15 protein-coding genes are annotated in these 16,123 nt (G+C 46.4%); 13 read left to right on the forward strand and 2 right to left on the reverse strand.

Features of this window, described 5'->3' with window-relative positions; all coding sequences use genetic code 11:
• Window positions 1–110 precede the first annotated feature (110 nt).
• From AC58P7_RS02230 to AC58P7_RS02285, 12 genes are all read left to right on the forward strand, one after another.
• The gene (locus AC58P7_RS02230) at window positions 111–1,190 is read left to right on the forward strand and encodes a Gfo/Idh/MocA family protein (RefSeq protein WP_497339769.1); all 1,080 of its coding nucleotides are present in this window, start codon (window positions 111–113) and stop codon (window positions 1,188–1,190) included.
• Window positions 1,191–1,216: 26 nt separating this feature from the next.
• Complete coding sequence (locus tag AC58P7_RS02235) at window positions 1,217–2,236, forward strand: Gfo/Idh/MocA family protein (protein WP_497339770.1); 1,020 nt, start codon at window positions 1,217–1,219, stop codon at window positions 2,234–2,236.
• A 98-nt stretch (window positions 2,237–2,334) separates the two neighbouring features.
• Window positions 2,335–3,282, forward strand: coding sequence for a TIM barrel protein (locus tag AC58P7_RS02240; protein WP_497339772.1), 948 nt, complete (start codon window positions 2,335–2,337; stop codon window positions 3,280–3,282).
• 9 nt (window positions 3,283–3,291) lie between these two features.
• Window positions 3,292–5,031, forward strand: coding sequence for a hypothetical protein (locus tag AC58P7_RS02245; protein WP_497339773.1), 1,740 nt, complete (start codon window positions 3,292–3,294; stop codon window positions 5,029–5,031).
• A gap of 14 nt (window positions 5,032–5,045) precedes the next feature.
• The gene (locus AC58P7_RS02250) at window positions 5,046–7,286 is read left to right on the forward strand and encodes a glycoside hydrolase family 88/105 protein (RefSeq protein ID WP_497339774.1); all 2,241 of its coding nucleotides are present in this window, start codon (window positions 5,046–5,048) and stop codon (window positions 7,284–7,286) included.
• Window positions 7,283–8,038 (forward strand): MgtC/SapB family protein, encoded by a 756-nt coding sequence (locus tag AC58P7_RS02255; RefSeq protein WP_497339775.1) that lies wholly within the window; start codon window positions 7,283–7,285, stop codon window positions 8,036–8,038. The genes AC58P7_RS02250 and AC58P7_RS02255 overlap by 4 nt, the downstream gene beginning before the upstream one ends.
• A gap of 332 nt (window positions 8,039–8,370) precedes the next feature.
• Entirely contained in the window at window positions 8,371–9,018 is a 648-nt protein-coding gene (locus tag AC58P7_RS02260) for a chromate transporter (RefSeq protein WP_497339776.1), read from the forward strand.
• A gap of 17 nt (window positions 9,019–9,035) precedes the next feature.
• A complete protein-coding gene (locus tag AC58P7_RS02265) occupies window positions 9,036–9,572 on the forward strand; it encodes a chromate transporter (RefSeq protein WP_497339778.1) in 537 nt (178 codons plus the stop codon).
• A gap of 42 nt (window positions 9,573–9,614) precedes the next feature.
• On the forward strand, window positions 9,615–10,589 hold the full coding sequence (locus tag AC58P7_RS02270; protein ID WP_497339779.1) for a formylglycine-generating enzyme family protein: 975 nt from the start codon (window positions 9,615–9,617) through the stop codon (window positions 10,587–10,589).
• Window positions 10,590–10,797: 208 nt separating this feature from the next.
• Window positions 10,798–11,751, forward strand: coding sequence for a substrate-binding domain-containing protein (locus tag AC58P7_RS02275; protein WP_497339780.1), 954 nt, complete (start codon window positions 10,798–10,800; stop codon window positions 11,749–11,751).
• 11 nt (window positions 11,752–11,762) lie between these two features.
• The gene (locus tag AC58P7_RS02280) at window positions 11,763–12,038 is read left to right on the forward strand and encodes a transporter suffix domain-containing protein (protein ID WP_497339782.1); all 276 of its coding nucleotides are present in this window, start codon (window positions 11,763–11,765) and stop codon (window positions 12,036–12,038) included.
• Between the two features lie 172 nt (window positions 12,039–12,210).
• A complete protein-coding gene (locus AC58P7_RS02285; protein WP_497339784.1) occupies window positions 12,211–12,507 on the forward strand; it encodes a DUF6509 family protein in 297 nt (98 codons plus the stop codon).
• A 58-nt stretch (window positions 12,508–12,565) separates the two neighbouring features.
• On the opposite strand, the gene AC58P7_RS02290 is transcribed toward AC58P7_RS02285, so the two are convergent.
• On the reverse strand, window positions 12,566–13,507 hold the full coding sequence (locus AC58P7_RS02290) for an aldo/keto reductase family protein (protein ID WP_497339785.1): 942 nt from the start codon (window positions 13,505–13,507) through the stop codon (window positions 12,566–12,568).
• Window positions 13,508–13,651: 144 nt separating this feature from the next.
• Window positions 13,652–14,788, reverse strand: a complete 1,137-nt coding sequence (locus AC58P7_RS02295; protein WP_497339787.1) for a GGDEF domain-containing protein — start codon at window positions 14,786–14,788, stop codon at window positions 13,652–13,654.
• Between the two features lie 171 nt (window positions 14,789–14,959).
• Here AC58P7_RS02295 and AC58P7_RS02300 point away from each other — a divergent pair, with 171 nt between their 5' ends.
• A complete protein-coding gene (locus AC58P7_RS02300; RefSeq protein WP_497339788.1) occupies window positions 14,960–16,123 on the forward strand; it encodes a glycosyltransferase family 4 protein in 1,164 nt (387 codons plus the stop codon).

Here is a 16,123-nt window from a genome sequence, read left to right on the forward strand (position 1 = left end):
TGAAGGAGCTGGATAACGATTAGGGATGCCTGACCACTCAGGTATCTCATCGTTGTCCAGCATCTTCTTTGATTATCAGATTTAAGGGTTACAGCATGGGAGGAACCACTATGAACAAGGTTAAAGTAGCCATCATTGGATGTGGCGGTATTGCAACGGGGAAACATTTGCCTAGCTTGAGTAAAGTTGAACAAGCAGAAATCACTGGATTTTTTGACATATTCCCTGAAAGTGCACAGAAGGCAGCTGAGAAATTTGGCGCACCGGGTGCCAAAGTATACGACGATTACCGCGAATTGCTCGCAGATCCTACGATTGATGTTGTACACATTTGTACACCAAATGATACACATGCCGAAATCTCGATTGCTGCTTTGGAAGCAGGTAAGCATGTGATGTGTGAAAAACCGATGGCGAAAACAGCGGCAGATGCCCGCCGTATGGTGGAAACTGCTAAACGTACAGGTAAGAAACTAACGATTGGCTACAACAACCGTTTCCGCGCTGACAGCCAACATCTGAAACGAGTTATTGAAGATGGTGATTTGGGCGAAATTTATTTTGCTAAAGCGCATGCTGTTCGCAGACGTGGGGTCCCAACATGGGGAGTTTTCCTAGATGAAGAGAAACAAGGCGGCGGGCCGCTGATCGATATTGGTACGCATGCCCTCGATTTAACGCTTTGGTTAATGAATAACTACGAACCTAAGGTGGTGCTTGGCACCGCTTATCATAAACTGTCACGCAAAGAAAATGCCGCTAATTCTTGGGGACCATGGGATCCGGAGAAATTCAAAGTTGAAGATTCAGCATTTGCTATGATCGTTATGAAGAATGGCGCAACGATTATGGTGGAAGCGAGCTGGGCGCTCAATACACTAGATACGAAGGAAGCGAAAACGACACTTTGCGGGACTGAAGGTGGCGCGGATATGCAGGATGGCTTGCGCATTAATGGCGAAAAGCATAGCCGCCTCTATGTGAACCAAATGCAGTTCGAAGCGAAAGGCGCGGATTTCTACGAAGGTAAGAAAGAAACGATGCAGGATAAAGAAATTCGTTTATGGATCAATGCCATTATCAATGATACAGAGCCTGTCGTAACCCCAGAACAATCCTGTGTTGTTTCCGAGATTCTCGAAGCGATCTATGAATCGAATAGAACTGGGAAAGCTGTCTATTTTGACTAAATCATCGGAAAAGAGGCAGTGGAACCATGATTAGAGTAGCGATGTTAAGCTTTTGGCACGTCCATGCCAAAGATTACGCACGTATGGCAGTTGAACACCCGGATACCGAAATCGTCGCTGTTTGGGATGAAATCCAGGAACGAGGACAGCAAAAGGCAGAGGAATACGGTGTTACCTTTTACGGGAATTTGGAAGAACTGTTGAGTAATCCCGAAATAGACGGCGTTATCGTGGTTACGCCAACCAATAGGCATCATGAGGTGATTACTGCAGCCGCTAGAGCGGGTAAACATATTTTCACCGAAAAAGTCGTGGCAACCACCACGAAAGAATGTAATGAAATCCTTGCTGTTGTTGAGGAAACGGGAGTCAAGCTAACCGTATCCTTACCGCGGCTGTATATGGGCTTTACACAATCGGCGCTAAACCTCATTCGCGATGGACTGTTGGGCACCTTAACAACCGTTCGCATCAGGCTTGCTCATAACGGTGCTTTGCGAACGGAGAAAAATCCAGATGGCGCACTCCCCTCCCATTTCTTTAACTTAGAGCAAACCGGCGGCGGAGCCCTGATGGATCTAGGCTGTCATCCGATGTACCTAACTCGCTTGTTTCTAGGCTTACCTGAAAGCGTAAGTGCTAGCTTCGGTTATATCACTGATCGTGAAGTTGAGGATAGCGCTGTAGCCACGTTACGTTATCCTAGTGGTGCGCTAGGTATTGTCGAAGCTGGCTTCGTCAATAGCTATTCACAATTCGACCTGGAGATCCAGGGAACAGAGGGTAATCTTATGTATTCCCGAACCGATGATAAATTACGCATTCGCAGCTCCCAAATGACAGGGGAAGCCGTAACAGGCTGGCAAGTGGTGACAGATTTACCTAAGCTGCCGTCTGCTTTTGAGCAATGGGTATCCCACATTCAGAATGGAACGAAGGCGAAAGAGAACATTGAGCTCGCACTTGATTTGACGCGTTTGATGGAAGCATCCACCTTGTCAGCACGTTCTGGTGCTGCTGTGAAGCTGAGTGACCTTTCAGAATAAAGATGTCCCCCATGGAAAGGCCAGAGTATCCCCTTCATAGAAGTTAGGGAATTCTGACCTTTCTTTTAATAACTGAAGAGCATATAGGAGGAAGAGACATGATCGATAAAGGGGAATATTCCTTTTCAACTTGTTGGAACATCAAGAAGCATTCGGTAGGACGAGGCATGATTGAGGAAATTAAGGAGCTGGGTTTTCGAAATGTCGAGCTCAACTATAATGTAACTGAAGAGATGATGACAACAATTGAACCCATGATAGAGAAAGGTGAAATTTGTGTCTCAAGCGTGCATAACGTCTTCCCCTTCATCAATGATAAAGATTATGATACGGATTCCGTCATGCTGGGCTTCGATGATGAAGAGAAGCGTAAGCGATCCGTTGAACTGCTTATTCGATCCATGGAATATGCCAATCGCTATGGCGCCAAAGCCGTGGTCGTTCATCCGGGTGAAGTCCCTTTTGACTATAACATCGATTTAGATTTAAAGAAGCTCTATAGAGATCACGGGAAAGATTCAACTAAGTATCAACAGCTGTGGAGTGTCATGCTTGAACGACGTGATCGGTTGAGTCCACTATACACGAAACGGATTCAAGAAAGCCTGGAGATTGTCAGCGAGCATGCTGCAAAAAAAGGTTGGAATGTCGCTGTCGGAATTGAAACTCGCTCCAGATCCTATCAGATGCCTTCCTTAATGGAAGCCAAAACCATCTGTGATAACCTAGCTGGCAGTCCCGTGTACTTATGGTACGATATTGGCCACGCGATGATGATGGACAGAATGGGCTTGTACGATAATCTCAAAGAGCTGCAAGAAGTAAAGAAATATATCTATGGCGTACACATCCATGAAACACTTGAACTGTCTGATCATTGGTGCCCTTATGTACACAGTAAGGATATGCACTATTTTGATCATTTCCTCGAAGCCATCGACTATGCCAAAGTCAAAGTATATGAATTGAAAGCCGTATGTGAGCCGGGTGCGATTCATGAAAGTCACAACCTCATCACCAGTAAAATTGCAGCTATGAAAGGGTAAGGTGACGAAATGAACGATGTCTATAGTCGGTTAGTCTCCCTGAATGATGAATTAACGGAAGCGACTCTTCTGCAGCAGATCCTGGATCCCCAATCCAAATATTACGGTGGCATCCTGGATGAGTCGGGCATTGCTCGCGCTAGTCATATGAGTACACCGCGTATGATAGCTGGATGGGCGTCTGCCTTGGTGAATCCGGATTCACGTTACTATCATGATAGCTTTCTATTGAACGCCTTGGATAAAGCGGTCGCGTTCATGCTGAACAGACAGCATGCGGACGGTACCGTTTCACTGGGGTCAACGAATTATAATTCTCCACCGGATACCGCTTTCGTGGTAGGTGGCGTAACACAGATGTACCAGCTGCTTAACAGGCATGATTGGGCAGAACTGACTCCTGTCGTAGCCAAGTTGAAGCTCTTCCTAGAACGAACCATACCAGCCATGCTGACTGGCGGTTGTCACACGCCGAATCATCGTTGGGTCATTACCGCTGCTCTTTCCTTGTTGTATGAAATTTTTCCGCTGCCCGAGCTTTTGGCAAGAGCGGAAGACTGGCTGGCAGAAGGATTGGATATCACCGAGGATGGTGAATGGACGGAGCGCAGCAACGGGATTTACAACGCGGTTAGCGACATTGCGCTGTATCATACGGGACGTTTGATGAACCGTCCTGAATTAATAGAATGTGTGCGCCGTAATCTACGTATGATGATGTACTTGATCCACCCGTCAGGCGAAGTGGTAACGGATTACTCCGGACGTCAAGATTTTGGTCAGACATTTACTATGGCGAATTACTTTCCGATTTACCGCTTAATGGCGGCGCATGATAAGGATCCTATTTTTGCTGCAATGGCGGATTATGCGGGATCCGTTATCACAGGCTTTAATGAAGGTGTGAACAACCACCCTCTGATGAATATTCTCGTGTACCCGGAAGCGGATATTTCTCAGTTGGAACGAGCACCGCTGCTTGATCGTTATGTGAAAGTACTGAATGCGCAGCATCCGATGAAGGAGCATTTGCAACAAATCGGTGAAGTTGGCCACAACATGAAAATTGAACACAGCTCCATGCATCTAACTTTCGGAGCTCCCGTGGTTCGTATTCGTGAGCTGGACCAAAGTGTGACGATCATGCCCCAAACGCCGTCTTTCTTCTCACTTCGTCATGGCAAGGCTAGGCTGCTCGGTATTAAATTGGCGACTTCGTTCTCGCCCGGCATTGTGAAGTTCACGAATCTGACTGCGAACGAAGGCGTTTATAAGCTTGACACTGTGCTGGAAAAAGGATACAACGGTCCGATCCCGCGTCATTTGTTGCCTGCAGGAGCGGAGGGCTCGACACTCAGCCCATGGTATTTGCTTCCGCATCAGCATCGGCCAATGACCCATCTGCAAAAGCTTGAGCTGCAAGCGGAAATATCCTCAGGAGATTCCGAATGGACGATCCGTGTGTCTTCTGACGAGCGTGAAGATGTCTTCACACAATTAACTTTCATTTTTGGAAACGAAGGGACGATTCATGGCGATGATTTGCTCGCAGGAGAAGAAGGCAAGTACTTCCTCAGGAGCGGTGCAATAAAGTACGAGGCAGACGGGGATGTGATTGAAATTTCATCCGGTGCCTACGAGCATATCCTGCCTATCGTTCGTGAAGATCAGCATCCATCCGGATGCCAATATGTCCACGTCAACTTGGTTACACCTTATGATCGGACATTCAAGATCCGTCTACTGTAGAAAGGAAGTTCGTTATGACGATCTATTTTAATGAACAAGTAAGTATACAAGCCCGTTTAGGGAATGACGATAAACGAACGTTGAAGGTGCTTGCTGATCGCTATATTGGTGCTAATCCACCTGTTCCTTTCGCGTTCCGAGCTTTTAGCCGAGCAGGTATTATGCAAAATGAAAAAGGCATGTTTGATCTTGACTTGGGCCGCAGATTTCCTGAGGCAAAGCCTGGCCAATTTTCTTATGCGTATGCTTTAGTTTGGAGTGATGGCGAACGTAATCTGGATGTATTGCTGAGCTGTTTGGGGCCGATCCAGTTTTATTTCAACGATGAGCTGACGTACCGTTCCAATGTGATTGACGAGATCAAGCCGGATGCCACTGTAAAACTAAATGTGAACTTCGTAAAAGGCTGGAATCGTCTCTTCATCAAGGCCAAACATACCGCCGCTGGTTTCGGCTGTTTATTCGGTTCCGATGAAGCCAAGGTGCGAATTCTGAATGTGCTTGCGCCGTTTGCAGAACGTCAAGGACAAGCGGGTTGGGTGTTTTCCGCGCCAGTTGACACAGATATTTTCGAGGGGCGTTCTTTGCCTGATGCTATGTCTTCGGAGGCGAATAATGGCTTGCGTTGGCTGCCAACCTCTGAGTGGAACGAGAAAGAGCTCTCGAAGCCTGTTAGCGAGCGATTATTTGGCAGACAACCTGGTAAACATGCGTATGCATGGACGAATCTGAACAACGTAAGACCAGGCCAAGCAACCTGTCTATTAAAGGGGTATGCAGCAGGTGCGCTAACCGTTTGGTTGGAAGGCAAGCAAGTGCTGGAGCTTGCGGAGGAAGGCAGCTTTCAGGTGGAGGTGCCGCTTACTTATGGTAAACACAATCTACTCATTCGGAGTGTTTGTGGAAATAGTACTTGGGGGTTCACGCTGGAGGCTTCTATAGATGAAGCGGTTGTTTCCCTCTGCTCACCACATCAGGTTCATGGCTCTGCAGAGTCTTGGTTGTACCTAGGCCCTCTGGATGCCAACGTTTCTTTAGCCTACGAGGACTTGGTGCGGACGGATCGCGTTTATACAATGGATGCTAGATTCGATGAGAAGACCTATTGGCGCTTGGATCGTCCTGATACATGGATCCGCCCTTATTATGAGAATGCCATGCTGAGCAATAAGTGGACCGTTGGCAATGTTACGAATTATGCACGTTGGGATTACCCGCTCGGCGTTACGATTTATGGGCTGCTGCAAACTGGCCGCTTATTGGAGCGATCTGATATTACCCAATATGCGCTGGATCATGTTCAGAGCTGTACCGATATGTTCGCGTATTCACTATGGGATCGTGAGCAGTATGGGTTCCCAGCCATCAATCAACAATTGGTTATGATGAAAATGCTCGATAATTGCGGCTCCTTTGGCTCCGCGATGCTGGAGGCTTATCAGGAAGATAGCGATGAGGGATTCATGGTCATTGCGGATCGAATCGCTGACTTCATCCTGTACAGCCTGGAACGAAAGGAAGACGGAGCCTTTTATCGCATATGTGAGGATGAATATTCAGCGAATACGATGTGGGCCGATGACCTCTATATGAGTACACCATTCTTGTGCCGCTATGCTCGGATAACGGGCCGGAGTGAAGCGCTTGATGAAGCGGCGAAACAATTTCTGCTGTTTCGCAAGTACTTGTATATGCCGGAAGAACGCATCATGTCGCACGTGTTTGATTTTAAATACGGCATGCCGACGGGAATCCCTTGGGGGCGCGGAAATGGTTGGACACTCTTTTCATTAACGGAAGTATTAGAGGCGCTGCCTACTTCACATGAAGCACGACCGGCGCTTGTCGATTTCTTTAACGAACTGTGCGGGGGTTATGCGGATCTTCAAGCGGAAAGCGGCCTTTGGCATCAGGTGTTAAACGATCGGGATGCGTATGAGGAAGCTTCATGTACAGCGATGTTCTCCTATGCCTTTGCGCGAGGCGTACGTTTTGGCTGGCTCAAGGAACCGCAGCGTTTCATTGAAGCGGCTTTGAAGGCGTGGGACGGTCTGACCCGAATCGCCATTGATGCTCAGGGCAACGTACATGGCGTATGCAGTGGCTCGAGATATGCGTTTACTGCAGATTATTATAAAAAGGATCTGCTCACCGTCACCAATGACAACCATGGTGTTGGCATTATGATGCTAGCAGGTTCGGAGGTTGTAAAGTTGAACCAATGGTTGACCAATTCGATTGAGGTTATGCGATGACAGCTGCCAGCAGCAGTGTGTGGCAAATCAGTCATTTGGATTTAATCATCCGAATGGTACTGGCGGTCGTTCTGGGTGGTTTAATCGGTCTTGAACGGGAATGGAACAATCACGCGGCAGGCTTTCGAACACATATCCTAGTTTGCTTAGGCTCGGCGACCATTATGCTGCTGTCGGAGTATGGATTCTCAGATTTTGTGAATGAAGCCAACGTCCGTATTGATCCCTCTCGCTTGGCTGCACAGGTTGTGAGCGGCATTGGTTTTCTAGGTGCAGGTGCCATATTACGAAACGGCTCTGTGATTAAAGGATTGACGACCGCCGCTTCCGTGTGGCTAGTCGCGGCTATTGGTTTAAGTGTTGGTGCAGGCTTTATTACTGGAGCGCTAGTGTGTACCTGTTTAGTACTCATCAGCCTCTATGTCTTGAATAAGCTGGAGAAGCATATCCTCAGACACCGCCGAACGCACGAAGTAGAAATTATGATCAATGAACATCCCGGATTTCTCAGCTCAGTTACCTCTCGTTTTGGGGAGCAAGGGATCCAGGTGATTCATCTCAAGATGGTGCCAGTAAGCGTATCTTCGCAGAGATCAGGGATTGAGGGGAATATCCCCGTGATGCACTTGATCTTTAGCCTAAGATGTCCAAAGCATGAGAAACTGCTCGCGGCATACGAGCAAATATCTGCGCTGGACATCGTCCTTCGGATGGAAGCGGCCAACTTCGTTTTTCATAAACAAGCAGCTTAAGCATGGGAAATCCCGCTCTAGTCATGTGGCTAGAGCGGGATTTTTCAAGATAGCCAAGTGATGGATGTCCATCGCTTGGTTTTTTTGTGCGGAAATCGAGCTAAAGCTCGCCTGGTTGCGAGCAAAATACGCCATATCGCGCTCCTGTTTTCGTTTCTTAATATCAATTTGAATTAAATTAAGTGTAACGATCGGATTAAAGGAATTAATTTATAGCGTTTATCGGAGGTTGATTTTCAAAATCACCCTATATTCGAAATTGTTTATTCCATTTTGAAGTTAAGTGAAGTATAATTGAGAGACCATACAAATGGGCAAGAGGAGGAATCCATATGCGAAATCATCAACTACATCTTTGTTTGGATATATTCTGGACGTTTCTCAAGATCGGACCTTCTACGTTTGGCGGGGGATATGCGATGATTCCCGTCATTGAGAGGGAAGTGGTAGAAAAGCGATCATGGATCGCAGAAGATGAGGTATCCGATATTGTAGCGATCGCGGGCTCAGCCCCTGGCGGCATCGGCGTAAATGCATCTGCCTTTATCGGCTATCGATTGGCAGGCATACCTGGTGCAGCAGCTGCCGTCATCGGCATTGCCCTACCAACTTTCATAATTGCATTAGTGCTTAGCATGTTTCTGATGTTCATGCAGTCTGACCCGAAAGTCGTGGCCGCATTCAAAGGCATTCATGGTGCAATTATCGGTCTCATCGTGTTGGCGGCTTACAATATGGCTCGAAAGGCTATTTTTGATAAAACAACCTTAATAACTGCAGTAGGAACTGTAGCGATTCTGTTATTTCTTCCTATTCATCCACTGTTTATGATTCTGATTGGTCTGTTTATCGGTTTTGTTTTTGTCAAAGTGAAAGAAACGTTTGGGTTCAAAGTTAGCCTGGAAAAAGGCAAAGAACCTGTTCACACGTCGTACAATGGCTACACCTACTATGATTACTATATCGCGGATGGTATTTGAGAAAGGTGGGGATGTAGATGTTGTGGGAGCTCTTTATTACGTTTTTGAAAATCGGGTTCATGTCATTCGGTGGTGGCTATGCCATGATTCCTATCATCCAGCATGAAGCCCAACAGCATGAATGGATGTCGACAGAGCATTTTGCGCAGAGTGTGGCTGTGGCGGGGATGGCTCCAGGACCGATTGCAACGAATACAGCAACCCTAGTTGGCTATAGGGCCGATGGGATTCTTGGTGCAGTTATTTCAACGATTGGGATGGTGTTGCCGTCGCTTGTCATTGTGCTTATTATTTCTTCTTTTTTCTATAAAATAGTTCAAAGCAGAGCGGTACACACGACTTTTTATGGTTTGAGACCGATTGTAGCGGGATTAATCGTTTACGCGGCTATTCATTTTGGCTTTTCGGATCGAATGCAAAACTTATTTACGTGGCAGGCGTTATTCACCGTTCTAATTGCCGCTGGTGTGTTTCTCGTTGTACATAAGTACAAATGGCATCCGCTTACAACGATCGTGTTGTCGGCACTAATAGGAATTGCTATATTTAGTTAATAGCAAGCAATATGAGAGAACCAACGTGAGAGGACGTCCGTTATGGAAACGAATAAACCAACCTGTTGTTCCGCGAGCCGCGCGTCATCCGAGCAGCCATCTATCCAACCAGACGTCTCGGTTTCGGTTGAGATACCTGTAGCGGCAAGTCCGATAGGCAAAGAAGGTATGGTGCTGATTCCCGGTGGGAAATTCCTCATGGGAACAGATGACCGCGAAGGCTTTGCAGCTGATGGGGAAGGGCCAGTTCGTGAAATATCCTTAAAACCCTTCTACATAGACCCTTGTACGGTAACGAATGCTGATTTTAAGCAATTTGTTGACGCAACGAGCTACAAAACGGAGGCTGAGTCATTTGGCTGGTCGTTTGTTTTTCATTTGTTTGTGTCTAAAACGACGGCGGAGCGTGTGCAGAATACGGTGCAGCAAACTCCGTGGTGGTGGGTGGTTGAGGGGGCCGATTGGCTGCATCCAGAAGGTCCAGATTCGCATGTCGGAGACCGCTGGGACCATCCGGTCATCCATGTGTCGTGGGCAGATGCGATGGCCTATTGCAAATGGGCAGGCAAACGTCTTCCGACAGAAGCCGAGTGGGAGTTCGCTGCGCGTGGCGGACTAGCCCAGAAGCGCTATCCTTGGGGAGACGAGCTTAAGCCAGGCGGAAAACACATGTGTAACATTTGGCAAGGGAAGTTTCCGTACAAAAACAACCAAAGCGATGGCTACGCAGGCACAGCGCCAGTCAAAGCGTTCGAGCCGAACGCGTACGGGTTATATAACGTGGCAGGCAACGTATGGGAGTGGTGCTCGGATTGGTTCAGCCCGAACTTCCATCTAAAGGGTAAAAGGGACAATCCTGTTGGCCCTCCATCCGGAGACACGCGCGTCCTTCGCGGCGGCTCGTACTTGTGCCACCGTTCGTACTGCAATCGGTATCGCGTCGCAGCTCGCAGTCAAAATACGCCGGACAGCTCCACGGGCAACATCGGTTTTCGCTGTGCGGCGGATGTTGAATAGCGCAATGGTAAGTGAAAAGCCACTTTTTCCGTTATGGAAAAGGTGGCTTTTTGTGTGTATTTCATGGCATCAGTCAAGCTTGCAGCAGCAGAAATGGTTAGCTCAACACTAGACGGTTGATCGACGTCTTTTCGTAAATAACTAAAGTTTGAATTACACAGAACTTGCGCTTATGATAGAAGAACACATCGACCCATGGAGGAAAATGATGACAACGGACATATCCTATACAACGGAAGACATCTCCAAGCTTTTGAAAATCTCTAAGCTAACGGTCTACGACTTGATCAAAAAAGGGGATCTCCCTGCGTATCGAGTTGGCAAGCAAATGCGTGTCGACGCGGCTGATCTTGAGGCGTATAAAGCACGAGCCAAAAGCGGAAGAGGGCATGCGATCAAGACCGAGCCAATAGAAGCGGTGCCAAAACAACTTGTCACAACAAACACCGTTTCCCAACAATCGCTCGTGATTACCGGGCAGGATGTTAGTTTGGATATTTTAGCGAAACATATCGAGAAAAAAGCACCACAGATCAGACCACTCCGCTCCTATGTAGGAAGTTTGGATAGCCTTATTGCCATGTACAAAGGGGAAGCAGACATTGTCAATGCACATTTACTGGACGGAGACACGGGTGAGTATAACATTCCCTATATACGCAAATTACTGATCGGATCCTCTTATGTTGTCATTAATCTTGTCTCTCGCTCAGCGGGATTCTATGTTCAAAAAGGTAACCCCAAGGGGCTTCATAGCTGGGCTGATCTTAGCCAGCCAGATCTGCAGCTTGCCAATCGTGAGAAGGGCTCGGGAGCTCGCGTTCTTTTAGATGAGCAGCTCCGACTTCACAACATTCCTACTCTAAGCATCCAAGGTTACGATCAGGAAGAATCCAACCATATGGGCGTCGCGGGCAAAGTTGCACTTGGAGAAGCCGATTATGGCGTTGGCATTGAGAAGGCGGCCTTTATGGTAGGCGGCGTAGATTTTATACCGCAGATTCAAGAGCGTGTCGATCTGGTTATGCTCAAGAAACCTGGAAACCTCGCTTGGATCGAGGGGGTAAAGCAGGTGCTCCAGTCGGTGGCCTTCCAACACGAACTACGACCTATCCAAGGCTATGATTTATCACAAACGGGGCAAGTATTATTTGAAACATAGGGGGAGATTACGTGGCCAAAAAGCTTGGAATCAGCTTGTTAATCCTATCCACGATCGCATTTTTGAGTGCTTTTATCATTCCAGTTTTCGTACATTCTGGTGGCGGGATGGCCAGATGGATTGCGGGACTGCTCATATTTAGTGAAGTTACTTTCTGGACGGGCGGCATTCTATTAGGCAAAGAAGTCGCAAAGAAATATAGAAGCTATCTCAACCCGAAGAACTGGTCACGGGCGAAAAAAGTGCCTGATCAACCTGACAAGGTGGCCATCAAACAAGATGAATGAGAAAAGCAGTATTCCTCAAACAGGAATGCTGCTTTTTTTGCTTCTTGGCCTGGTTTGTAACCTATAGAGCAGGCCAATTCGGGTAACTCACAGCGTGATTAAGAGATGCTTTTTTTTCTTTTGTGCATATTTCAGGTATACTAACAGGTGCAGAAGAGAAAGGGGCGGTACGATGTTTACGATTACGAGTTATACAGTGGAATTAGTCAGGGATCCTTTTGGGATTTTGCAGGGGCAACGCTATGAATTTCTGATTGATATTGAGGTTGAGGAAGATGATGAACTCTATTCCGAGAGTGGCTTATATATCAGAGCGATTTACAATGTGACCGAAGAAACGTCAGCACTTATGAAATATGAGCTATATGAGAAAACGACGGAGCTTTATCTGGATTTCGATCTGGAAGATGATGAAGTAGCGGTAGTAGAAGCGTTCTGTAAGGAGCATTATTTGGAAGGAAATGAATAAGGAAGAGTAGAGGTGAGGAGCAGTGTTGCTCCTCTTTTTTTACGCCAGGATTTAGTTATTACCCTTGCAGAATAGCCTCAATGCTGCTGAGCACGTCATCGGTCAAGCGAATGCCGCTTGCGTTACAATTCTCAACGACTTGCTCCGGTCGGCTAGCACCGACAAGGGCACTTGCGACGTTGTTTTGTCGTAGGATCCACGCGATCGCCAACTGGGATACTTTGATGCCTAATTCATCCGCGATGCTGGATAATTGAGCTACTTTATGTAGCGAAGCCTCGCCCAGCTGCTTTTCATCCCAGTTCTTGCTGCTTGCTCGACTATCGGCAGCGATAGGCTGCCCTGCACGGTATTTGCCTGTTAGAAGTCCCTGTGCAAGGGGCGAGAATACGACTTGGCCGAAGCCTTTTGCTTCGCCGAGCGGGATGATGTCTTTTTCAATGTAACGATTGAACAAATTATACACAGGCTGATTCACGATCAGCTTATCTAACAGTAACTTATCCGCAATTGCATAAGCATCCACAATTTGAGCCGGGGTCCATTCGCTTACGCCTATGTAAAGCACTTTGCCTTGGGTAACCAAATCATCCAAAGCACGCAATGTCTCTTCAAGCGGCGTTTCAGTGTCAAAACGGTGACAGTAGTAAATGTCAATATAGTCCGCATTTAGACGCCTTAGACTAGCTTCAGCCTGCTCTTTAATATGCTTACGGGAAAGTCCGCGATCGTTGGGTCCTTCTCCCATTTTACCAAATACTTTCGTAGCTAGAACGTAGGAGTCCCGAGGATAAGCGGATAGTACTTTGCCCATGACCTGCTCGGCTTCACCGCGTTCATACACATTGGCTGTATCGAAAAAGTTAATACCTAAGTCGTAAGCTTGTTCAATGGAACGTACAGCAGGATCTTCACCGACATAACCGCCGTAGGTGAGCCAACTGCCTAGACTAATTTCACTAACTTTGAGACCGCTATTTCCGAGTTTACGAGATTGCATGCTGCATTGCCTCCTGCTCTAACATGAAATGTGTACGGTAACGCACTATACATTTCTATTATAAGGCATGGAGCGGTAAGAAATAAGAACTGAAAAGCAAGTGAGTTACTTACCTCCAGGTGCGGTACGGATTGGCGGAGTAAGTTAGGCGAACTTCACAACCTTGTTCTTTCCTGTTGTTTTGGCACGATACATCGCTTCATCCGCTTGCTTAATGAGCTCTTCAGCGCTTAAACCATTTTTGTATTTGCTATAACCGATGCTGGCTGTTACAATCGTTTCTTTCTCAATTCGGCTGCGGATTCGCTCTGCGAAGGCGTCCATTTTCACACGGGGATCGGAAACCATGATGACCATCTCCTCGCCTCCATATCGCCCGGCAATCCCGCATTCTTCCGCTTCATCCTTCATAATTTGAGCAACCTGCTTGAGAACATTGTCCCCCATTTGATGTCCTTGTGTATCGTTTAACTTCTTGAAGTTATCGATATCGCTGAATAAAATATAAACAGGCAAATGGCGCTGCACGTGCTGCGTCACGCGATTGTAGAAAAATTTGCGATTATAGAGACGAGTTAGTCCGTCTGTAATCGATGAATTATATATGGCCTGCATGAGCTCGACTACGCGTTCAAAGAGGATCATAAATAAGAGAAAATAAAAAATGATGGGCAATAAATTACCAGCGAAGCTAAGCACTGGCTGCTCGTTATTATACATATAGGTATTCATTAGTTGTACCGACTGAAAGAAAAAGTAAATCGTCAAAGCCAGTTGGTATTTCATTTGTTGACCAATGTATGGAGGAATCATATAGAAACATAGAAAGATGAGCACAAATACATAGAGCTCTAGGCCAATATCCTGCAGCAGTCGAACCTGTTGTTCGGTCCCGTTATACAGGTTAGGCACAATGAAATGAAGCAAAGATACGACCAACCCCATTACGATTAAGCCATAGAAAAATATGTACTGCTTCCGGTTCGTGCGATTATATAATTGATAAATTCCCATATTTATAAGAACAAAAGAAATAATTTTGAGCATGTGCTGCGTATAATCAGTGAAGCTTGTATTGATGTTGTTCAGCGTAAAATATAATTGAAGCACAAATTGAATGCCTACAAAAATCAGCGATATCGTCATCGACATATACCCTTTTTTGCGGCGGTCAAGGAATAAACGAAGTGAAATAACGAACATAAGAGCAACCATCACAACGATGATGGCATGAGATAAAAATGAGGCTAATTCACCGAAAAGCAGATCCATGACGTTCATGTGTTCCTCCAAGAAGACTTATTTTTCGACATAGTTAGAGTCTATTATAAAGGAAAATGAGGAAGAGGGATAGAACATTTGTGCTGTTAAGGTCGTGTTCTCTTTTCTATTCGTCGTACACAAGTTACAATAAGAAGGTAAGCTCAAGGATTTGGGAGAGGGGCTCATGCAATGAACATATTGCAAGCATTGTTTTTCCCCCCGGAACAACCGGGCGGGGTGTCATCCATGGTTCCCTATATTTTGGACCGATTTAATAAAAAAGGTTGGGAAATGGAACTGTTTTCGCTGCCTAAGCGGATTCGCGGCAAGGGGACCGAAGAAGTAACATTCGCTACTTTCGATTGGCGGAAGTATGCCGGAAACCCGATTATCGATAAATACATTCAAACCTATAAAGATTATGTATGGTGGACGAAGCTAAGAATTTCTAAGAAATTTGATATTATACATGCCCATCATCCAATAGCTGCACTGGTTATGAAACAAATTTATCCGGAAACACCGGTCATTTTGACTATTCACTCCAGCTTTGAACGAGAGCTCATTCTTAATGGACGCATTGCTGAAAATGGGGTAGAGCATCAATTTCTTACCCAGATTTATGGGGAACTGGAAGCCAAGGTAGATCAGATTATCACTGTATCTAATTCGTTTAAACAGTACATGGCTGAATATGTTCAGGATAGTGAACGCATTGGCGTTATTCCGAACGGCTTTGATGAGAAACGATTCCGTCCGATCTCACATGAGAATCAAGTTACGCAATTCATAACTGTCTGTCGGTTAGTACCTGCCAAAGGATTGGATACGCTGCTTATCGCCTGCGGCGAGCTGAAGAAGCGCGGCCATCCCTTTGTTCTGCATATCATTGGCGATGGACCAAGCCGTGAAGAGCTGGAGAAATTGGCGATCGAGCAAAATATTTATGAAGATACCATTTTTTACGGGTATATGCTCCATCCCGAAGAATTCATGCCTTTCTTCGATGTGTTCGTGCTGCCGTCTCGTGCAGAGGCCTTTGGATCCGTATTTGCTGAGGCAGCGCTGTGCTGGTTAGCTTTGATCGGTACGAATGTCGGTGGGATTGCTGAACAAATCGAACATGGTCACAACGGCCTATTGGTACCTGTTGGGGATGCTATGGCACTAAGTCATGCACTAGAGAAAGTTGTCATAGATCCAAGTTTCCGCTATAATTTGGCGCGAGCGGCATGGGAAAAAGCGAAAAAGACCTACTCGTTGAATCGTGTGCTTCGTCAATTGAAAAGCGTGTATGAACGCTATCAAGTGACGGAACAGACGGATCCAGAGGACGTAGATCATCAGGAATAA

This window comes from Paenibacillus sp. J22FR5, from assembly GCF_059691975.1.